This is a genomic window from Rhodococcus jostii RHA1, assembly GCF_000014565.1.
Classification (GTDB): Bacteria; Actinomycetota; Actinomycetes; order Mycobacteriales; family Mycobacteriaceae; genus Rhodococcus_F; species Rhodococcus_F jostii_A.
The window spans coordinates 5037497-5057317 of the sequence record NC_008268.1 but is presented as its reverse complement, the minus strand read 5'-3'; the positions used below and the strand labels follow the sequence as shown (position 1 = coordinate 5057317).

General features: G+C 67.8%; 19 protein-coding genes. 6 read left to right on the top strand and 13 right to left on the bottom strand.

Features of this window, described 5'->3' with window-relative positions:
* The first annotated feature begins 65 nt into the window (after positions 1-65).
* Positions 66-830: an NRDE family protein gene (locus RHA1_RS23380; RefSeq protein ID WP_011597107.1), complete on the top strand. Its 765-nt coding sequence runs from the start codon at positions 66-68 to the stop codon at positions 828-830.
* A gap of 33 nt (positions 831-863) precedes the next feature.
* On the opposite strand, the gene RHA1_RS23375 is transcribed toward RHA1_RS23380, so the two are convergent.
* The 9 genes from RHA1_RS23375 to RHA1_RS23335 form a co-directional block, all read right to left on the bottom strand.
* Positions 864-1277: an HIT family protein gene (locus tag RHA1_RS23375; RefSeq protein ID WP_009477855.1), complete on the bottom strand. Its 414-nt coding sequence runs from the start codon at positions 1275-1277 to the stop codon at positions 864-866.
* Positions 1278-1354: 77 nt separating this feature from the next.
* Entirely contained in the window at positions 1355-2776 is a 1422-nt protein-coding gene (gene purB, locus RHA1_RS23370; protein WP_009477854.1) for an adenylosuccinate lyase, read from the bottom strand.
* Positions 2777-2798: 22 nt separating this feature from the next.
* The gene (locus RHA1_RS23365) at positions 2799-3428 is read right to left on the bottom strand and encodes a TetR/AcrR family transcriptional regulator (protein ID WP_009477853.1); all 630 of its coding nucleotides are present in this window, start codon (positions 3426-3428) and stop codon (positions 2799-2801) included.
* Positions 3429-3848: 420 nt separating this feature from the next.
* The gene (locus RHA1_RS23360) at positions 3849-4529 is read right to left on the bottom strand and encodes a DUF998 domain-containing protein (RefSeq protein ID WP_011597106.1); all 681 of its coding nucleotides are present in this window, start codon (positions 4527-4529) and stop codon (positions 3849-3851) included.
* Positions 4530-4620: 91 nt separating this feature from the next.
* A complete protein-coding gene (locus tag RHA1_RS23355) occupies positions 4621-5217 on the bottom strand; it encodes a PepSY domain-containing protein (RefSeq protein WP_011597105.1) in 597 nt (198 codons plus the stop codon).
* A 107-nt stretch (positions 5218-5324) separates the two neighbouring features.
* A complete protein-coding gene (locus RHA1_RS23350; protein ID WP_009477849.1) occupies positions 5325-5738 on the bottom strand; it encodes a DUF1707 SHOCT-like domain-containing protein in 414 nt (137 codons plus the stop codon).
* Between the two features lie 56 nt (positions 5739-5794).
* The gene (locus tag RHA1_RS23345) at positions 5795-6082 is read right to left on the bottom strand and encodes a PLDc N-terminal domain-containing protein (RefSeq protein ID WP_009477848.1); all 288 of its coding nucleotides are present in this window, start codon (positions 6080-6082) and stop codon (positions 5795-5797) included.
* Between the two features lie 101 nt (positions 6083-6183).
* Positions 6184-7350: a pyridoxal phosphate-dependent aminotransferase gene (locus RHA1_RS23340; RefSeq protein ID WP_011597104.1), complete on the bottom strand. Its 1167-nt coding sequence runs from the start codon at positions 7348-7350 to the stop codon at positions 6184-6186.
* Between the two features lie 23 nt (positions 7351-7373).
* A complete protein-coding gene (locus RHA1_RS23335) occupies positions 7374-8300 on the bottom strand; it encodes a LysR family transcriptional regulator (protein ID WP_037197681.1) in 927 nt (308 codons plus the stop codon).
* A 113-nt stretch (positions 8301-8413) separates the two neighbouring features.
* Here RHA1_RS23335 and RHA1_RS23330 point away from each other — a divergent pair, with 113 nt between their 5' ends.
* Both RHA1_RS23330 and RHA1_RS23325 read left to right on the top strand, forming a co-directional pair.
* Positions 8414-9802, top strand: coding sequence for an MFS transporter (locus RHA1_RS23330; protein WP_009477845.1), 1389 nt, complete (start codon positions 8414-8416; stop codon positions 9800-9802).
* On the top strand, positions 9799-10551 hold the full coding sequence (locus tag RHA1_RS23325) for a 3-hydroxybutyrate dehydrogenase (RefSeq protein WP_011597103.1): 753 nt from the start codon (positions 9799-9801) through the stop codon (positions 10549-10551). Before RHA1_RS23330 ends, RHA1_RS23325 begins: the two co-directional genes overlap by 4 nt.
* Positions 10552-10623: 72 nt before the next feature.
* On the opposite strand, the gene purD is transcribed toward RHA1_RS23325, so the two are convergent.
* Positions 10624-11877, bottom strand: coding sequence for a phosphoribosylamine--glycine ligase (gene purD, locus RHA1_RS23320; RefSeq protein ID WP_011597102.1), 1254 nt, complete (start codon positions 11875-11877; stop codon positions 10624-10626).
* A 253-nt stretch (positions 11878-12130) separates the two neighbouring features.
* On the opposite strand from purD, the gene RHA1_RS23315 reads away from it, so the two are divergent.
* Together RHA1_RS23315 and RHA1_RS23310 are read left to right on the top strand one after the other, a co-directional pair.
* Positions 12131-13105 (top strand): serine hydrolase, encoded by a 975-nt coding sequence (locus RHA1_RS23315; protein WP_011597101.1) that lies wholly within the window; start codon positions 12131-12133, stop codon positions 13103-13105.
* Positions 13102-13572, top strand: a complete 471-nt coding sequence (locus RHA1_RS23310) for an ArsR/SmtB family transcription factor (RefSeq protein WP_041811901.1) — start codon at positions 13102-13104, stop codon at positions 13570-13572. Before RHA1_RS23315 ends, RHA1_RS23310 begins: the two co-directional genes overlap by 4 nt.
* A 21-nt stretch (positions 13573-13593) precedes the next feature.
* Here the strand turns inward: RHA1_RS23310 and RHA1_RS23305 are convergent, their stop codons facing one another.
* The gene (locus RHA1_RS23305) at positions 13594-14928 is read right to left on the bottom strand and encodes an FAD-dependent oxidoreductase (RefSeq protein WP_011597099.1); all 1335 of its coding nucleotides are present in this window, start codon (positions 14926-14928) and stop codon (positions 13594-13596) included.
* Between the two features lie 243 nt (positions 14929-15171).
* Between RHA1_RS23305 and RHA1_RS23300 the strand changes: the two genes are divergently transcribed.
* A complete protein-coding gene (locus RHA1_RS23300; protein WP_011597098.1) occupies positions 15172-16332 on the top strand; it encodes an ABC transporter substrate-binding protein in 1161 nt (386 codons plus the stop codon).
* Between the two features lie 85 nt (positions 16333-16417).
* Here the strand turns inward: RHA1_RS23300 and RHA1_RS23295 are convergent, their stop codons facing one another.
* Positions 16418-17215 (bottom strand): SDR family NAD(P)-dependent oxidoreductase, encoded by a 798-nt coding sequence (locus RHA1_RS23295; RefSeq protein ID WP_011597097.1) that lies wholly within the window; start codon positions 17213-17215, stop codon positions 16418-16420.
* 41 nt (positions 17216-17256) lie between these two features.
* A complete protein-coding gene (locus RHA1_RS23290; RefSeq protein WP_011597096.1) occupies positions 17257-19821 on the bottom strand; it encodes an ATP-binding cassette domain-containing protein in 2565 nt (854 codons plus the stop codon).

The following is a 19821-nucleotide window of genomic DNA, read 5'->3' as shown; positions in this document are numbered from 1 at the left end:
GAGGGCGGCTACGCTCGGGCATGCAAAAGCGATTCGGATGATCGAGGTGACGAGGAGACGTCTGCATGTGCCTGGTCCTGTTCGCCTGGCATACCCGCCCCGATCTCCCCCTCGTCGTCGCGGCCAACCGCGACGAGTTCTACGCCCGCCCCACCGAACCGCTGAGCAGGTGGGACGACGGGTTCCTCGCGGGCCGCGACCTGCTCGCAGGCGGCACCTGGATGGGAATTGCCGACTCCCTGCGATTCGCGGCCGTCACCAACGTTCGCAACGGCGCCCCCTCGACCGGGGCACGGTCCCGCGGCGCCCTGCCCGTCGACTACCTCCGCGGCCGACTGTCCCCCGCCGACTACGCCGAACAGGTGGCCGCGACCGGCGCCGAGTACGGCAGTTTCAACCTGCTCGTCGGCGACCCCACGGAACTGCGGTGGGCCACCAACCGGCCCCACGGCAGGCAGCAGCGGGTGGAACCCGGCGTCCACGGCCTCTCCAACGCCGAACTCGACACGCCGTGGCCGAAGGTGACCGGCGGCAAGCAGGCGTTCGCCGCCGCGCTAGACGCCGACGACGGCGGCCCCGATGCCGACCCGGGGACGTACTTCGACGTGCTCTCCGACAGCGACCCCGCACCGTGGGACTCACTGCCCGACACGGGCATCGAACCCGAACTCGAACGCGCCCTGTCGTCCCGGTTCATTCACTACGACGACTACGGGACGCGGGCGTCGACACTGCTGCGGGTCCGGCCGGACGGCACCTTCGACATCACCGAACGACGGTTCGACGAGAACGGCCCCACCGGCGAGGTTCGCTTCCCCGCACGTGAGTGACAAAGTGTGCTCCCGCACGCTTTGCCACTCACGTCAGGCGAGGGAGGAACGGATGACGCCCGCCGTCTGATCGAGCGCGATCCGGCTCGGCGACTTCGGCATTCCGCGCAACCCGAACCCGTCGCCGGCCGTCCGGGGGACGACGTGCAGGTGGACGTGGAAGACCTCCTGGCCGGCGGCGATCCCGTCGGCCAGGAACAGGTTGACGCCCTGGGCGCGCATCGGCCCGTGACGCAGTGCGGTCGCGATGCGCTGTCCCACCGCGAACACCGCCGCGCCGTCGCCCGGGTCGAGGTCGGCGAGCCCGCTCGCGTGCCGCTTCGGGACCACCAGCAGGTGTCCGGACGTCCACGGCCGGATGTCCATGAACGCCATCACGTCGTCGTCCTCGTGCACGACGCTGGCGTCGGATCGGCCCGACACGATCTCGCAGAAAATGCAGTTCACGGGATAGGCACCTCCGGTGCTTGTGCGTGGTTGACGAGTGCCTGCACTCGTTAACCACGCACGGGCGGCGAAGCCGCCTACAGGATCGGGGACGGCTGGTACGCGGCCGCCTCGGGGTCGGCGTCGACGAGCTTCTGCACCTGCGCGACGACCGTGGCGACCTGCGCCTCGGCGGCACCGATGAACGCCTTCTTGTCGGCAAGGGCCTCGTCGAGGGCGGCCCGGTCGAGGGGCAGGCGGTCGTCGGCGGCCAGGCGGTCGAGGAGGTCGGGTTCCCTGCCCTCCTCGCGCATCGCCAGCGCGACGGCGACGGCGTGTTCCTTGATGACCTCGTGCGCCGTCTCCCGGCCAACTCCTGCCCGCACCAGAGCCATCAGGACCTTGGTCGTGGCGAGGAACGGCAGGTACCGGGTGAGTTCCTTCTCGATGACGGCGGGGTAGGCGCCGAATTCGGCGAGCACCGTCAGGAACGTCTCGATCAATCCGTCGATCGCGAAGAATGCGTCCGGCAGCGCGACGCGGCGCACCACCGAGCAGAACACGTCGCCCTCGTTCCACTGCGCGCCCGCGAGCTCGGCGGCCATGGACGCGTATCCGCGCAGCACGACCTGCAGTCCGTTGACGCGCTCGCAGGAACGGGTGTTCATCTTGTGCGGCATCGCGGACGACCCGACCTGGCCGGGCTGGAACCCCTCGGTGACCAGTTCGTGGCCGGCCATCAGGCGGATGGTGTGCGCGAACGACGACGGCCCGGCCGCCACCTGCACCAGCGCGGACAGCACGTCGTGGTCCAGCGACCGCGGGTACACCTGGCCGACGCTCGTGAACACGTGGGAGAAGCCGAGGTGCTCGGCGACCTTCTGCTCCAGCGCCTCCAGCTTGGACGCGTCACCGTCGAGGAGGTCGAGCATGTCCTGCGCGGTGCCCATGGGTCCCTTGATGCCGCGCAGCGGGTAGCGGTCGATCAGCTCGCGCAGCCGGGTGAGCGCGACGAGCAGTTCGTCGGCGGCCGACGCGAACCGCTTGCCCAGCGTGGTGGCCTGCGCCGCGACGTTGTGCGACCGGCCTGCCATGACGAGGCTGCCGTACTCGGCGGCCCGCTCGGCCAGCCGGGCCGCGACCGCGACACCGTGCGCGTGGACGTGCTCGAGCGACCGCAGGATCTGCAACTGCTCGACGTTCTCGGTGAGGTCGCGGCTGGTCAGACCCTTGTGAACCTGCTCGTGCCCGGCGAGCGCGTTGAACTCCTCGATGCGGGCCTTCACGTCGTGGCGCGTGACGCGCTCACGGTCGGCGATGGAGTCGAGGTCCACCTGCTCGAGCACCCGCTCGTAGTCGGCGAGCGCCTCGGCAGGCACGTCGATCCCGAGTTCCGCCTGGGCACGCAGCACGGCGAGCCACAGCTGACGCTCGAGGACGATCTTGTGCTCGGGCGACCACAACTCGACGAGTTCGGGGCTGGCGTAACGGTTGGCAAGGACGTTCGGGATGCGGCTCACGAGTCCTCAGTTTACGGCGGTGCTACAGCTCGACGTGGTCCGGCCGGTCCAGGGCGGGCGCGACGACGTCGACGACGTCGAGCAGCATGGCCCGGGCGAGGGCCCGCAGGTCGGGGTCGTGTTCGCCGAGCGCGGTCACCAGGGCTCCGTCGACGACGGCGACGAGCCGCCGTAGTTGCTCCTGCCGGACGTCGCGGTCGGAGCGTCGCAGGGCCTCGGTGAGTATGTCGTCGAGTTGCGCGCGCAACCGCAACTGCACCTCGCGCAGTTCGGGGCGACGCGCGCAGGCCGTGAACCGCTCGTACCGGGAGATCAGCCTCTCGCGGCAGTCCTCACTGATCAGGGCCGGTCCGACGAGTAGGTCGAGGAGGAGATCGACGGTGGATTCGCGGCCGCGCCGCCGGTGCGTGACGTCGTCGACGCGGCTGCGCATGACCGCGAGATCGCGGTTGCCGTTGCATTCGACGGCCTTCGCGATCAGGTCGTCCAGCGACTCGAAATAGTAGGTGGTCGACGCGAGCGGAAGGTCGGCGCGGGTGGCCACCGAGCGGTGCCGGACCGCGTCGAATCCGCCCTCGAGCAACAGATCGGCGGCAGCCTCGACCAGCGCCTGTCGGCGCCGTTCGCCCTTCGGAGTTGCCGCAGATGACACCAATTCATCCTGCCAGCCGCGGGTGCCGCACCAGGGCAAATTGGACGACAGACCGTGAAGTATGTGGGCGGTGGAGCCCGCCCGCGTAGCGTCGGAACCATGCGGGTGTCGGTGCGGATGCCGGCCCTGGGATGTGCGGCGACGGCGCCGATGGCCCTCGTGTCGGCGTGCGGCTCCGCACCGGATCCGGAGACGTCGTCCGCGGCCGCGCACACCGCCGCGGCGTGCCCGTCCCCCGAACGTCCCCGGGGTGCCGCAACTGGACCTCGGACCCGACTTCAGCTGCGGAACCCTGACCGTGCCGGAGGACCGATAGCGTCCGGGCGGACGACGGATCGAACTGGCCGTGACGGTCGGCTTTCTCGAGAAGCCGGCCGGCGCTACGACACGAGGGCCTCGCGCGAGTACAGATGCCGGCCTTCACGACCGGATGAGATACGGGGGCCGGCAGGCGAGGCGACGGAGCCGCAGGGCGATCGTCACTAGCGCCGGGAACGTCACGGCGAGAAGCGTGAATCGCTGGAGAAGTCCGGCGACGTCGTGCAGTGGGGCACCCTCCGGCATCGCGAACCGGCCCAGCATCACGAAGCATCCCAATCCGAGCACCCCGGCGACCGCGGTGTACCGCGCCAGGCAACGCCACCGCGGATCGGCGGCGAACCGGCGCGACAGCACCACCAGGGCCAGGGCACTGCAGGAGAAGAACGTCACCCCCGAGATCACATGATGGCCCGGGTCGTAGGCCACCCCGGCCTGATCCTCACGCAACGGGAACACGGCGGCGAGGGTCAGCCCGACCGCTGCCGTGCCGAGCAGGGCCGGTCCCACCCAGCCGAAGCGCGTCGCCGCGATGCCGCGGTGCAGTCCGGCCGCGAAGATCAGCAGTAGCGCAGCGAAAGCCAGGAAGTTCAGCTGCTGGATCCACCCACTCGGGTCCGCCTCGAGAGCGCTGATCGGGTCGGCGATCGGGCTGTAGTCGTCCCGGAGGAATGTCTCCTGGGCGACGAACCCCGCGGTGAACAGCAGCGGTCCCGCTGCGCCCGCACGGGCGGCCCACCGCTGGAAGTCGGAGCGCGGCACGAGAACTGACGTGGTGACCATGCCTTCGACGCTAAAGCCAGGTCACCACCCGGGCATCGGCAGATTCACCCATCCCGCCCGGGCGGAACATGGGTCGTTCTACCCACTGCGGTCAGTTGTCGGGAAGGACGGCTCCGGTCGACGCGTCGACGTTCACGTCGTAATCCCAGCCCTTGGTGTCGCGGATGTGAATGTGCCACACCGTCTTACCGTCCCGCTGCTGCTGCTCGGCGTTCGCGACCGTGCCACCCGGGACCGTCGCGACCGCGATCTGCTCCGCCTGCTGCTGGGTGACCGCCCCGCCGGCGGGGGGCGCGGGTGCGGGTGTCGCGGTGGTCTCCCTGTTCTGACTGTCGGGCACCACCGCGCCGGTCGCCGCGTCGACATTCACGTCGTAGTCGTAGCCCCGTGTGTCGCGGATGTGGACGTGCCACACCGTCTTACCGTCTCGCTGTTGTTCCTCGGAGTTCGCGACCGTGCCACCCGGGACCGTCGCGACAGCGATCTGCTCCGCCTGCTGCTTGGTGACCGCCGACGCCACCGCGGTGCCCGTAGTCGTCGGCGCTGCAGTCGTGGCCGTGGCCGACGCCGTGGCACTGGCAGATGTCGACGAGGTGTCGCTGCTGTCGGAACCGCACCCGCCCAGCAGCAACGCGGAGGCCGCGACAACCGGGATCAGGCTCGCACATCGCACAATTCTGGTGGTCATCGTGGCTCCTCGATCGCTCGACGGCGTGGACCTGCCTGTCAGAGTACGGGAGCGACAACCGACCTCGCGGTAGTTTTCACTTCGGAGCACAGAGCTGTGTCAGCCCGTCACCACGCCCGGCACGACCGCCTGCCGAGGCCTCGCCGGGCCAGCACGAGCCAGACGATGGGCAGGAAGACGAGCGGGGGGACGCGGACCAGGGCGACCCACAGGATCGCGGCGAGCACGGCCACCACGAACACGAGCGTCCGCAGCGCGGCCGCCTCCCGTCCCGGATCACGTCGCACGCGATCGGGTTCGGGCACGAAGCGCTGCTTGTCCGGAAGGTCCGCGAACAGCGGCGTGAGGTCGGCGGCGGTCTTGGCGAGGTACGCCTGGCGGACCCTCGCGTCGAACTCGTCGGTCTCGAGCCGTCCGGCTGCGAAATGTTCGGCGAGTGCCGCCGCGGCTTGCTCCCGTTCCACGGTCCCGATGCGGACTCCGCCGGGAACGGGTGGCTGTGGATGACTGATGTCGCTCATGTCGTCGCCTCAGGGCCGGTGTGTAACACTGTAATCCTAGCCACAGTGTAGGCCTTCTACTCCTGGTCGCGCCCGTGGAAACCTTCCCGGCGCTGCTCCTCGGCACGTTCCCGGCATCGCCGCACGAACTCGGCTTCCTCCGGGTCGGCGGGCAGCTGATCACCCGGGTCCTTCTGCGGCCGTCCGACGACGAGCCACAACACCGACCCGATGAGCGGAAGCAGCAGCACGATCACCAGCCAGCCCTCCTTCGAGAGGTTCCGGAACTGGTCGTCGTCGGTGGTGATGGCGTCGGCGAAGCACAGGACCCACAACACGAATGCGAACAACGCGACGTACAGCATCGCCGTTCTCCTTGCCTGGCACGCCCGAACACGCAGTGCGCCCAAGTCCATCGAACAACTGCTGCGGCGGCGCCGCAAGAGCCGTGGCCGGGAAACTCCGCCTACAGCCAGCGACCCAGTCGCACCAGCGATTCCCGGACCTCGGCGGTGGACCCGGCGAACGACAGCCGGACCGTCCGGTCGCCGTGGACGGTGTCGAAATCGATGCCCGGGGCCAGCGCCAGACCGGTGTCCTGCAGCAGTCGCGAACACCATTCCGTCGACGTCGCGCCGTGGGATCCGCCGAGCAGGTGCCCGATGTCGGCGTACACGTAGAACGCGCCGTCGGCGGGCGCCAGGTCGGTGATACCCAGTTCCGGGAGTCCGGTGAGCAACAGCTCCCGGTTGACGGCGTAGCGCTGGACGTGGCCGTCGAGCTCGACCCTCGACTCCTCGGTGAACGCGGCGATCGCCGCATACTGGGAGATTGCGGGCGGGCACACCGTCATGTTCGACGCGAGCCGTTGCAACGGTCGGCGCAGCCCCTCGGGGACCAGCATCCAGCCCAGCCGCCAGCCCGTCATCGAGAAGTACTTGGACACCGACCCGACGACGACGGATTCGCGCGACGTCTCCCACGAGCTGGTCATCGCCTGCTCGCCGTATCCGATGCCGTGATAGATCTCGTCGGAGATCAGCAGCGTCCCGTGGTCGTCGCACCAGCGGGCGAGCGCGGCCAGTTCGTCGGGGTCGATGACGGTGCCGGTCGGGTTGGCGGGGCTCGCGACGATCAGTCCGGCCGGCGGCTCGGGCAGAGCCTCGAGCATCGCGACCGTCGGTTGGAACCGGGTGTCCGCTCCGCAGTCGATCTCGATGACGGTACAGCCGAGCGCGGCGAGCGTGTTCCGGTAGGCCGGGTAGCCGGGGCGGGCCACCACGACGGTGTCGCCGACGTCGAACGCGGCGAGGAACAGCAGCGTGAACGCACCCGAGGATCCGGTGGTCACGACGACGTCCTCGGCGTCGACGTCGATGCCGGACTTGGCGGAGTGGTATCCGGCGATCGCCTCCCGCAACGGCAGAATGCCGAACGTCTCCGTGTAGCCGAGAAGGTGTCCGTCGAGCACTTCCCGCGTCGCGCGGAGAACCGGCTGCGGAGCGGGAGTGGACGGCTGCCCCGCCGCGAGCGTCAGCACGTCACCGTGAGTGCGCTGACGTTCGGTGGCCGCCTTCCACACGTCCATCACGTGGAAGGTCTGGATGTTGGACCGCTGGGATTCGGGACGCACCCCTTGACGCTAGCGTGACGCGCTCACTGCCCCGCCAACGCGTCCCGCTGCGACTCCACCGTCTCCCGGATCGCCCCCACCACCGCCGCGACCTCCGGTCGGCGCAACGACTCGGGGCGCGCCACGAGCCAGTACGCCAGCGTGGCCTCGACCTGCCCGGGCAGCACCCGCACGAGGTCGTCGTGGCGGTCGGCCATGAAGCACGGCAGCAATCCGATACCCGCCGACGCCCGGGTGGCCTCGACGTGCACGAACACGTTGGTCGACGTCACCGATTCGCGCATCGAGACGGTGAGGCGGCGCGCGAGGTCGAGTTCGTCGACCTGCAGCATCGAGTCGATGAAGTAGACGAGTGAATGATCGGCCAGATCACCCACCTGTCTGGGGGTGCCGTGCGCGGACAGGTACGACTTCGCGCCGTACAGGCCGAGGGTGTAGTCGGCCAGCCACAGCGCCTCCGCCCTGTGTACCTGCGGCTTGCCCACGACGATCTCGATGTCGAGGCCCGAGCGATGTTGCGAGGCCCGGCGGGTGATCGCGACGATCTCCACGGACACCTCGGGGTGCCTGCTGCGGATCAGTGCGCCGGCGGGTGCCGCGATGTAGGCGCTGAACCCATCGGTCGCCGATACCCGGACCACGCCCTTCAGGTGGTCGGCGCGACCGGGTTCGGCGACGAGTCCGTGGACGGCGGCCTCCACACGCTCGGCCGCGGTCAAGGCCTGCCGCCCGAGGTCGGTGAGTTCCCACCCGCCCGCGGCCTTCACCAGCACCCGGCCGCCGAGGCTTTTCTCCAGACTCGCGATCCGACGCGAGATGGTCGTGTGGTTGACACCCAGGTCGTCGGCGGCGGTGTTGAAGCGGCCGGTGCGCCCCACTGCCAGCAGTACGAGCAGGTCGTCGGCGCTGGGCAGGGCTGTTCCGGAGGTCACTTCTGCATATTTGCACATGCCGACTGCAGGTTGCGTCATTGTGTGCGCACAAATATGCATCAATACTCGGCAGGACCAACGAACTGTGTCCCCAGTCACAACGGGGTGCGGAGTGTAACGAGGAGCGACAGATGAACGTCGACGAAACATCGCACGTGAAGGAAGCCCCGCCGTCCGGGCTGAAGAAGGTTGTCGGCGCATCGATGGCCGGCACCGTCGTCGAGTGGTACGAGTTCTTCCTATACGGGACCGCGGCGACGCTGGTGTTCAGCAAGGTGTTCTTCGCCGCCGGCGGCAACGAACTCGACGCGATCATCGCGGCGTTCGTGACCTACGCCGTCGGCTTCGTTGCCCGGCCTCTCGGCGGCATCGTCTTCGGTCACTTCGGCGACAAGTTCGGCCGCAAGCAACTGCTCCAGTTCAGCCTGCTCCTCGTCGGCGCGGCCACGTTCCTGATGGGCTGCCTGCCCACGTACAACCAGATCGGGTACTGGGCCCCTGCCCTGCTCGTCACTCTCCGCTTCATCCAGGGATTCGCCGTCGGCGGCGAGTGGGGTGGCGCCGTGCTGCTGGTCGCCGAGCACAGCCCGAACCGCTCCCGCGGCTTCTGGTCGTCGTGGCCGCAGGCCGGCGTGCCTGCGGGCAACCTCGTCGCGACCGTCGTCCTGCTGATCCTGACGACGACGCTGTCCGATGCGGCGTTCCTCAGCTGGGGCTGGCGCGTGGCGTTCTGGCTGTCGGCCGTGATCGTCCTCGTCGGCTACTACATCCGCACGAAGGTCACCGACGCCCCGATCTTCATCCAGGCGCAGAAGGAAGCGGAACACATCAAGGAGACGTCGTTCAGCGTCTTCGAGGTGCTCAAGCGCTACCCCCGCGGCGTGCTGACGGCGATGGGCCTGCGTTTCGGTGAGAACGTCATGTACTACCTGGTGGTCACGTTCTCGATCACCTACCTCAAGGTGGTCGTCCACACGGACACCGCGCAGATCCTCTGGTGGATGCTGATCGCGCACGCCGTGCACTTCGCGGTGATCCCGCTCGTCGGGCGACTCTCCGACACCATCGGCCGACGCCCCGTCTACATGATCGGCGCGGTGACCGCGGGCACGTGGGGCTTCTTCGCCTTCCCGATGATGAACAGCGGGCACAACGCCGTCATCCTCGGAGCGATCATCATCGGCCTGGTGTTCCACGCCTTCATGTACGCCGGTCAGCCCGCGATCATGGCCGAGATGTTCCCGACCCGCATGCGGTACTCGGGTGTCTCCCTCGGCTACCAGGTGACGTCGATCGTGGCCGGTTCGCTGGCGCCGATCATCGCCGCCAGCCTGCTCAGCAAGTACGACTCGTCCGTTCCGATTGCGATCTACCTGGCGATCGCGTGCCTCGTCACCGTCGTCGCCGTGATCGTCGCCCGGGAGACCAAGGGCATCTCGCTCGAATCGATCGACGAGGCGGACGCCCAGATCCTGGCGGACGAGAAGGCTGCCGGCGCGAAGGACGGGGTCCCCGCATGACCGAGCAGAACCTGACCGGACGCACCGCGCTCGTCACCGGCGGCGCCAGCGGGATCGGCGCGGCCTGCGCCCGGACGCTCGCCGCACGCGGAGCCCACGTCACGGTCGCCGACCTCGACGACGTTGCCGCCAAGAGTCTCGCCGACGAGATCGACGGAACCGCGTGGCACGTCGACCTCCTCGACACCGATCCGCTCACCGAACTGCGGCTCGAGACCGACATCCTCGTCAACAACGCCGGGATCCAAACCATCAGTCCCATCGAGGAATTCCGCCCCGAGGACTTCCGGCGCATCCAGACGCTGATGGTCGAGGCACCGTTCCTGCTGATCCGTGCCGCGCTGCCGCACATGTATTCCACGGGATTCGGGCGCATTATCAACGTCTCGTCCGTGCACGGCCTCCGCGCATCGGCGTTCAAGGCCGCATACGTCACCGCCAAGCACGGACTCGAGGGACTGTCGAAGGTGACGGCGCTCGAGGGCGGTCCGCACGGCGTCACCAGCAACTGCGTCAATCCCGGTTACGTGCTGACACCGTTGGTGCAGAAGCAGATCGCGGATCAGGCACAGGTGCACGGCATCAGCGAGGCCGACGTGATCGAGAAGGTGATGCTCACCGAGAGCGCGATCAAGCGACTGGTGGAACCGTCGGAGGTGGCGTCCCTCGTCGCGTGGCTCGCATCCGCCGACGCAGGCATGGTCACCGGCGCCTCCTACACGATCGACGGAGGATGGACCGCCCGCTGAGGTGACGAGACAGGCGTGCACCCCCGGATCTTCCGGGGGTGCACGCCTGTCAGTCGTCGGAGTGCCTCGACCTCAGGGAATGGCGATGCGTCCCTCGACAGCGGCCAGTCCGATGTCCTTGCGGAAGTGGCTTCCCGGCAGCTTGATCGCGGAGATCTTGGAGTACGCATCCGCGCGCGCCGCGTCGAGGTCGGCTCCGACTCCGACCACGCTGAGCACGCGTCCGCCGGCGGAGACCACCTGATCGTCGACGAGTTTCGTGCCTGCGTGGAGGACACCGTCACCGTCGGCGCCGGTGATCACGTCACCGGTGCGCGGGGTGGCCGGGTAGTGCTCGGCCGCGACCACGACGGTCACCGCCGAGCCGTCCTGCCATTCGAGCGGCGCGACCTGATCGAGCGTTCCGGTGGCCGCGGCGTTCAGCAGTTCGCCGAGCGGGCTCTTCAGCAGCGCGAGGACCGCCTGCGTCTCGGGGTCGCCGAAGCGGCAGTTGAACTCGACCACGGCGGGGCCGTCCTTGCCGATCGCCAGACCGGCATACAGCAGGCCGCTGAAGGCGCTGCCCCGGGCGACGAGCTCGGCCGCGACCGGCTTCACGACGTCGTCGACGATCTGGGTCACGGTCTGCTCGGGCAGCCACGGCAGCGGCGTGTAGGCGCCCATGCCGCCGGTGTTGGGTCCGGTGTCGCCGTCGCCGACGCGCTTATGGTCCTGGGCAGGCAGCAGCGGCACGACGGTCTCGCCGTCGACGACGCAGAACAGCGACACCTCGGGACCGTCGAGGAAGGATTCGAGGAGAACGGGGTGACCGTTCTCGAGCAGTTCGGCCGCGTGATCGCGGGCGGCGTCCCGATCGGTGGTGACCACGACTCCCTTGCCTGCCGCGAGGCCGTCGTCCTTGACCACCCAGTTGGGCCCGAAGCGGTCGAGCGCCTCGTCCAGCTTGGCGGGCGAGTCGACGATCTCGCTGTGCGCGGTCTTCACACCGGCGGCGGCCATGACGTCCTTGGCGAACGCCTTGGAACCCTCGATGCGCGCGGCGTCGGCCGACGGGCCGAAGCAGGCGATGCCTGCCGCGCGGACGGCGTCCGCGACACCCAGCACCAGCGGGACCTCGGGCCCCACCACGACGAGGTCGGCGTCGAGCTTCTTCGCGAGGGCGACCACCGCCTCCCCGGACGCGATGTCGACGGGGTGCTGCTCGGCGATCTTGCCGATCCCGGCGTTGCCGGGCGCGCACATCAGGGCACTGACACCCGGATCGCGAGCGAGGGCGAGAAGGAGGGCATGTTCACGGGCTCCGGAGCCGATAACGAGTACGCGCACGGGTGTCAGCCTACGGGCCGCGCCGAACGGGACGTTCGGAGCGTGCGGTCTCGACAGTCCTACCGGATCGCGATACCGTACTTCTAAAATTCCGCAATTCCGAATTATCGAATTTCCACAGGTGAAGGGATCTTCTCGATGACCAGGAAGCTGAGCACGCTCACAGCAGCAGTCGCGGTCGCGGTGAGCCTGGGCGCGTGCAGCACCGACGGCACCGACTGCCTCCTCCGACGAGCAGGCAGCGCCGCCGGCCGTGTGCGCACCGCTGCCACCCGCCGACATCACGACCGCCTCCGGATGGGTCGGGTACGTCGGCTCGCACCCCGACGACGTCGCCTTCGTCGTCGACGACGGTCGCGGCCGAACGGTCGAGCACCGCCCCGGCGACACCGTTCCGCTGGCGTCCGCGATCAAGGTGGTGCACCTGGCCGCCTACGCCCGGGCCGTCGCGTCGGGTGAACTCGACCCGGCCGAACCGGTACCGCTGTCCGAGTGGGAACGCTGGTACCTCCCGAACACCGACGGCGGCACCCACCCGAAGGCCCTGGAGCGGCTCGGCGTCACCGAACCCGACGCCACCGTCACGCTCGAGCAGATGGTGACCGCGATGATCCAGGAGAGCGACAACGCCGTCCCCGACTATCTGCGCGACCGACTCGGCGACACCGCCCTCGCCGACGCCGCCGCGCAGGGCGGCTGGGACGACCTCGAAGTCCCGACCCTGCTGGGCTCCACCATCGCCCTCCTCGATCCGGCGATGTCGCGGGATGCCCGGTGGGACGCCGCCCAGCGCTACGCACACGACGGCGCCTACCGCGAACAGGTGATGCGGATGTCGCCCGGCGATGACTTCCCCGCGGTCACGGCCCGGGTGCAGGAGTCCGGGGTGACGGGTACGGCCTCGGGCCTCGCCGCACTGCACCACGCGATCGCGAGCGGCGACTTCGGACCCGGCTCCGACGTCGCACGCCGAACACTCGAATGGCAGCCCGCCCCGCCCGGGTTGGACGGGCTGGGTTTCAAGGGCGGCAACCTTCCCGGAGTGGTCACCGAGGCGATGACGATCCGACGTCCCGACGGCACCGTCGCCACCGCGGTGCTGCTGACGTCGAACCTGTCGAGCGAGGACTACCTGAACGTCATCGGCGGGAATTTCGCGCACCAGCAGCTGCTTCTCGAGGCGATGACCGATCCCGACACGACGTCGCAGCTAAGTTGTGCCGTGTGAACGACGAGTACGACGCCCGGCTCGCCGACCTCGAGGCGCGCGTCCACGCCCTCGAATCGGCCCGGCCCGCCGAAACCCCGACACCCGACGTCGGCGAGAGCATCGGGCAGATCGGGTATCAGGGCACCGTCGACCTGGGCGGCGAGATCCAATGGACGATCCGCTACGACGCCGCTGCAACCCTCGACCTGTCCCCCACCGCCGTATCGAACGTGCTCGCCGCCCTGGGACATCCGACCCGCCTCGAGATCGTTCGCACCCTGCTGCGCAGTCCCGCCGGCGCGGCCGAACTGCAGACGGCGGTCGGGCTGACCTCGCCCGGTCAGCTCTACCACCACCTGCGCGCCCTCGGCGGGGCACGCATAGTCGAGCAGGAGTCGAGGAACCACTACCGCATCGCGGCGGCGAAAGTGGTGCCATTGCTGGTCATCACCCTGGCCGCCGCGGATGTCGGGGAACACCTGTGAGCACTTGTTAACCGCGGGCGGTTAACAAGTACTCACAGGCGACAGCATCGCTCGATCCGCGGCGGCCAGGCCGAACACCAGTGCAGGGGCGATACCGCCGGTGTACGCGCGGTTGTAGAGGCCGCCGGTATCCGACCCGGCCGCGAACAGTCCGCTGATCGTCCCGCCCTTCACATTCAGGACACGGCCGTGCTCATCGATGCGGATGCCGTGGAAGGGGAATGTCAGGGCCGGGCATGCCTCGACGATGTAGTAGGGCCCCTCGTCAAGCGCCTGCGAGTCGTAGCGACGCGATGGCCGAGTGTCCGGACCGGCCGCATTGAGTGCCCGGATCTGATCCGCAATCGCGGCACCGTCGTAGCCCCATTCCTCGGGAAGATAGGCGAACTCGTCGAGATTCTCGGCGATTCCGCACCGCCCACCCCGGCGCTGCGCGAGGTCGAACTTGTCGAGTGCGGCGGCGCCCTCGACGTAGCTGCCGGTGATCCACTCGCGGTACACCCGTGCGTCGGCGACGAGCAATCCGCGCGACTCGGGCTGCTCCAGCAAGTCCATCGTGGTCAGATGGTCACCGACGGTCTCGTCGGTGAAACGACGGTTGTCGAGATTGAACAGCAACGCATGCTCGCTGTAGTAGAGCGACAGCGCGACGAAGTCGGCCGTGTCGCGGAAGCGCACGCCGGTCGGGACGAGATGGCCGTAGAAGCCGGACCGGTCCGTGCCGGAGGCGGCGCCGACGGCCTCGGCCAGACGTAGTCCGTCACCTGCACTCGTGGGATTCGAGCGCAGCTGCATCCCGCTCGCGGCGGGATGGATGTGCTCACCGGCCAATTCGGGACTCGCCTGGAATCCGCCGGTGGCGAGAATCGTCGCGTGGGAACGTATCTCACATTCGGTACCGTCCGAGAGTCGCACACGGGCACCGACGACTCCGCCGTCCAGCGCGATCAGGGAGAGGGTCTCTGCGCTCGTGTGCAACTCACCGCCGTGACTACGAATTCGCCGACGACACTCGTCGATGTATCGGGTGGTGTCGAATTGGTGGCCCGTGCCGTAGCGGAGAACCGTCACCGCGTCAGCGCACTCGACCCCGAGCGAGCGAATCCAGGCGATTCCGTCCGAGAATCCGTCGACGAGCGCCCGACGCAATGCGGGGTCGCCGTTCGGATTGACCTCTTCCATGACCTCATGGGAAGGGGCAGTCCACGCGTATCCCGCGAACTGGGCGGACCCGCCAATCGTTGCAGACTTCTCGACGACGACAACCGACCGACCTCCGGCCACCGCTCGCGCCGCGGCGGTCAACCCGGCCATGCCGGCGCCGATGACGAGTAGATCGGTGTCGATTCGTGGCATCTGGTGCTCCTCTTCCTCCGAACAGTGGCAATGTCACCCCACACCGTAGTTCCTCAACTGAAGTCAGTTCAAGCAAATCGCACACTTTCGCTCGAACAATCCCCTCGTAGCGCGTCACTGCACAATGCACTCGCGGCAACTTCCACCGCTGGAAGGAATCCGCATTCGGTCCGCGAATGTGATTGCCGACACAGCATTTCCTCTATAACATCCATTGAACTGAACTCGATTCAAGGAGCGGATGTGCGGAAAATACTTCTCACGGTCGGCGTAGTCCTCGCCACGGCGTTGACGGCCTGCGGAACGCAAGCCGGCGACGGCGATGCGGGCGGGCCGATCAAACTCGGCGCATGGCTTCCCCTTTCGGGACCACAGGCTTCCGGGGGTCTTCCCCAGGAGGCCGGCACCCAAGCGTTCTTCGATCAGCTCAACGCGGCAGGAGGCATCCACGGTCGCCCCGTCGAGTGGACTCCGGTCGACAACGCTTTCGACCCGCAGCAGACGATTCAGGTGGCGCGGCAGCTGGTCTCTCGCGACCGGGTCGTCGCGATCGTCGGCGCAAACGGCACAGCCACCACGGAGGCGACGTTCCCATTCGTTCTCGAACAGAACGACATACCCATCTTCGGAACCTACGGCGGCTCCACCGCCTGGTACGACCCGCCGCGGGACGGTTTGTTCGGCAGCCAGACGCTCTACGAGAACCAGGCGCGTGCCGCCGCGCAGTGGGCGCTCGACGAGGGTGCCAAGAAGGTCACGATCATCCGCAACGATCCGGCAGCGTTCGTGAATGTGGGTGCCGTCGCCACGACCGAACTGGAGAAGGCCGGGGCGGAGGTCTCGACGGTGGAGGTCAAGCTCGGTACCACGGACTACAGCCCGTTCGTGTCCCAGATCCGTTCGGCTGCACCCGATGCAGTCCTGACGATCCTGCCCATCCAGGAGGCCGCCGCGTACCTCAACGAGATGGCCCTGCAGGGTGTCAAGATCCCCAGTTACGGCTACTCCCCCACGATCGGTAACAGCCTGCTCGACCTCGCAGGCCCGAACGCGGAAGGGTTCCGCGCCGTGTCGCTGACGCTGCCGCCCACCGCCGACAACCCTGCGGTCGAGGAGTACCGACAAGCGCTTGCGAAGTACAAGCCGGGCGAGAAGCCCGATTTCTACTCGCTGGCAACCTATGGCTCGGCGAAAGCGTTCGCTCAGGTCCTCGCGAGCATCGACGGCGAGATCACGTCCGAGTCCGTCACCGACGCGATAGTCACGAGCGGCACCCTCGACACCGGCGTGATGCCTCCACTCACGTTCAGCGCGGATGACCACCTCGGTACCGACAGTGTGGTCCGGGTCCAGGTCGAGGGCGGCAAGTTCGTTCCCATCGGAGACTTCGTGTCACCGCAGTAGCACCGCGAGCGCATCCAGGTCGGCGAGTCCGACCTGGATGCGCCCGTAGCGAAGACCGTGGTCCTGTTCCCACTCGGATGAGCAGTCAGACGGTGAATCGTCCACGGTTGCTGAGCAGCACCGCACCCACGACGTTTCTGGCCTGCTCCGAAGCGAGAAACAGCACGTTGTCCGCGATCTCGTCCGGTGTCGCATACGGCACCGGTGTGTTGTTGACCCACTGCACTTTGAGTTCTTCCGGTGTGCGAGCGGCCATACCGGTATCCGTCGGGCCGGGAGCGACGAGGTTCAGTCGGATACCGAACGCCACCACCTCCTTGGCGACGGCCTGGCAGAAGGCATGGACGGCGGCCTTCGATGCCGCGTAGTGCGGGTATCCCGTCAAGGTGTCGAACGCCGAGGACGAGCCGATCACGACGATCGCGCCGCCTTTCGGCTTCATCGCCCGCACGGCGGCGCGCACCACGTGGAATGTGCCATCCAGGTTGACCGACATCACTCGGCGCCACTGCGCATCGGTGAGGTTCGCCGTCAGGTCGATCGGTGTGCCTGCGGCCGAAGCCTCCGTGATGATCTTCTTGGATTCTGGATCGTCCACGCCGGCGGCGTGGACGACGACGTCGAGCCGCCCCTCTGCGTCGAGAACCTCCGCCATGGCGGCATCGACGGCCTCCGGGTCCGAGACGTCGACCCCTCGTGCGATCGTCGTGGGATCGTCACCGTACCGTCGGCGCAATTTCTCGACCGCGAGATCGGCCACGTAGACGCGGGCAGCTCCCTCACCGACGAGTTGCGCGACGACGGCCGCTCCGATTCCCGATCCGCCTCCGGTCACCAGGGCCACCGCCCCGTCGAATCTTCCCTGTCCTGCTGTTCTGTCCATGTTCGTCCGTAGTCCCTTCGTCAGAATCGAGTGCACTGCACTCACCGATTGATCTCGCCGACAGCTGCCGGGATGTCTGTACCGAAGTAGGCAGCCTCGGCGATGCGGCCGAAGCCCGGAGTATTGCTGTTGCCGCGCGCGACGGCCTCACCTTGACGCAGAACAATGACCTCGCTGCAGGCTTCGAGCGCGCGCGCGAGCGACTGGTCCAGCAGGATGGTCGTAATGCCCCGGCGCGCCAGGCCGTTCACCTGTGAATACACTTCGTCGACCATCGCCGGGGACAGACCCAGCGCGGGTTCGTCGAGGATCAGAACTTCGGGATCGGCCATGAGCGCCCGGGCGATGGCGACAAGCTGTTGTTCGCCGCCGGACAGCGAGCCGGCCGGTATGTCCATGCGGGTGCGGACCCGTTCGGGAAGCCCTTGCCGCAACTCGTCGAGCCGAGTACGCAGCGTACGGCCGGAGATTCCTGCGGCATACGCCGCGACCTCGAGGTTCTCGCGCACCGACAGGGTGCGGAACAAGGCGCGCCCCTCGGGAACCAGGCTGAGCCGCAGTGCGTCTGTGCCATCGACTGTCCGGGTGCCGCCGGTCGACTGCAGATCGCCGTGCAGGATCCGCCCCAGCGTGCTCTTGCCGGCGCCGTTCGCACCCACGATGCCGAGGATTCCGCCTGCATGGACGTCGAGATCGATGCCGGACAATGCCTGCACGCCCTCGTAGTGGTGCTCGATCCCCCGCACGGAGATCAGCGGCGCCGCCGTGCGATCGATGTCGGGTGCGATCAGTGTGGTGTCGATGTTTCCCAGATACGAGTCGCGGACCAGTTGGTTCTGCAGGACCGTGTCCGGGGTTCCATCGGCGATCAGCTCGCCGAAGTCGAAGGCCACCACCCGATCTGCGACGGAGAACAGGTCGTCGAGGACGTGGTCGATGATGACCACGGCGGTACCGGAATGCGAGAGCCGGCGGATGTGGTCGGCGAGGGTGTGACGTTCGTCGGCGTCGAGGCCACCGAACGGTTCGTCGAGCACGATCAATCGTGGGTTGTCGGCCAGCGCCGCGATCGCACGGGCCAGATCGACCCGTTTCTGCAGCCCGAACGGCAGTTCTGCGGGGAGTCGGTGCACGTGGTCGGCCAATCCGACACTCTCGAGGACCTGCAACGCTGTGTCGCGATCGGCGCGTTGCCCCCAACGGTTGACGACACTGACATTTTCGAGAACGGTCAGCTCTGAGAAAAGCTCCGCGTGCTGAAACGTCCGGCCGAGGCCGAGCGAGCGTCGACGCGTCGCCCGCACCCCGTGCAGGGGCCGGCCACCGAGTTCCATTGTCCCCACAAGTTCACCGCCACCGATCAGGCCACACAGGGCGTTGACGAAGGTAGTCTTGCCGGCGCCGTTCGGCCCGATGATCGCGAGCACCTCACCTGCATCTACGCGGAGGTCGATGTTGTGCACGGCCTGAAGACCACCGAATCGAACACCGAGTGCCTCGGTTTTCAGCACGGCCACCGCGGCGGTATCGGCCAGCGTGTCCGGAACCGATCCCGCAGTGTCGAGAAGGCTCGGTTGGGAGGTGGACAGCGTGGGGCGGCCGAGTGCACGGGTGAGCGGGACGAATCGGCGCAGCAACCTCCCGGCCGTCGGGACGATTCCATCGGCGAGAAACAGCAGGGTGAGAATCAGTACACCCCCGATCAGGTAGGGCTGGTCGATCGACAGCGACGACGCCAGCGTCGGTGCGGATGCGAGGAACGCACCACCGAGAACGGCTCCGATCACGCTGCCGGTCCCGCCGAGGACGGTCGCTGCAATCAGGTTGACCGCGAAGACCATCGAGAATCCCTCCGGGCTGATGAAGCCCGACAGCAAGGCAAGGAGCACACCGGACAAGCCGGCGACACCCGCGCTGATCGCGAAACCGAGGCTCGACTGCAGTTCGGGAGCGATACCGATCGATCTGCCCGCCAGTGGGTGTGTCTTGGCCGCAACCATGCGCATACGTATGGTCGTGCGGCGCAGGAACACCGACACTGCCACAGCGAGACCGAGGACTCCGACGGCCAGGTAGGTGACTGCGTCGGATGACGGAACGAGTTCGCCGAGCGTGGTGTCGAATGCGTCGACCGGCACTCCTTGGTCACCGCCGGTGACGCTCTTCCACGCACCGATGATTTCGAGAGTCACCAATGTGAACGCCAACGTGAGAAGCGCGACGTACAGCACGGAGAAGCGGGAGCCTGCGAACCCGAGGAAGCCTCCCAACATTGCGCACAAAGCCACGGCGACAACGGACGTGAAGGCCAGTCCCCAACCGCTACTGCTGCCGTAGGCGGTCACATACGCGCCGACCGCGACCATTGCGGGATGCCCGATCGACCAGATACCCGTCCACCCGGCCAGTAGCGAGATGGACAAGACGATCAGTCCGTACACCGCAGCGAGTCCGACCGTGTAGATCTGGTAGCCCGGCACGAGTCCGGCAGACAGCACCATTATCGTCAGGATCGCCGCAGCCGGTCCGCCGAGAAGCTGAGCGGCGCTGTACAGCCGCTGGGCGGAGCGTCCGGCACGCTGCGCCGAGCCATCTTTTGTGACCAT

Coding starts and splice junctions, on each gene's coding strand:
- RHA1_RS23380 (WP_011597107.1), top strand. CDS start 66: ATGTGCCTGGTCCTGTTCGCCTGGCATACCCGCCCCGATCTCCCCCTC.
- RHA1_RS23360 (WP_011597106.1), bottom strand. CDS start 4,529: ATGGTCACCACGTCAGTTCTCGTGCCGCGCTCCGACTTCCAGCGGTGG.
- RHA1_RS23355 (WP_011597105.1), bottom strand. CDS start 5,217: ATGACCACCAGAATTGTGCGATGTGCGAGCCTGATCCCGGTTGTCGCG.
- RHA1_RS23350 (WP_009477849.1), bottom strand. CDS start 5,738: ATGAGCGACATCAGTCATCCACAGCCACCCGTTCCCGGCGGAGTCCGC.
- RHA1_RS23345 (WP_009477848.1), bottom strand. CDS start 6,082: ATGCTGTACGTCGCGTTGTTCGCATTCGTGTTGTGGGTCCTGTGCTTC.
- RHA1_RS23335 (WP_037197681.1), bottom strand. CDS start 8,300: ATGTGCAAATATGCAGAAGTGACCTCCGGAACAGCCCTGCCCAGCGCC.
- RHA1_RS23330 (WP_009477845.1), top strand. CDS start 8,414: ATGAACGTCGACGAAACATCGCACGTGAAGGAAGCCCCGCCGTCCGGG.
- RHA1_RS23325 (WP_011597103.1), top strand. CDS start 9,799: ATGACCGAGCAGAACCTGACCGGACGCACCGCGCTCGTCACCGGCGGC.
- RHA1_RS23305 (WP_011597099.1), bottom strand. CDS start 14,928: ATGCCACGAATCGACACCGATCTACTCGTCATCGGCGCCGGCATGGCC.
- RHA1_RS23295 (WP_011597097.1), bottom strand. CDS start 17,215: ATGGACAGAACAGCAGGACAGGGAAGATTCGACGGGGCGGTGGCCCTG.
- RHA1_RS23290 (WP_011597096.1), bottom strand. CDS start 19,821: ATGGTCACAAAAGATGGCTCGGCGCAGCGTGCCGGACGCTCCGCCCAG.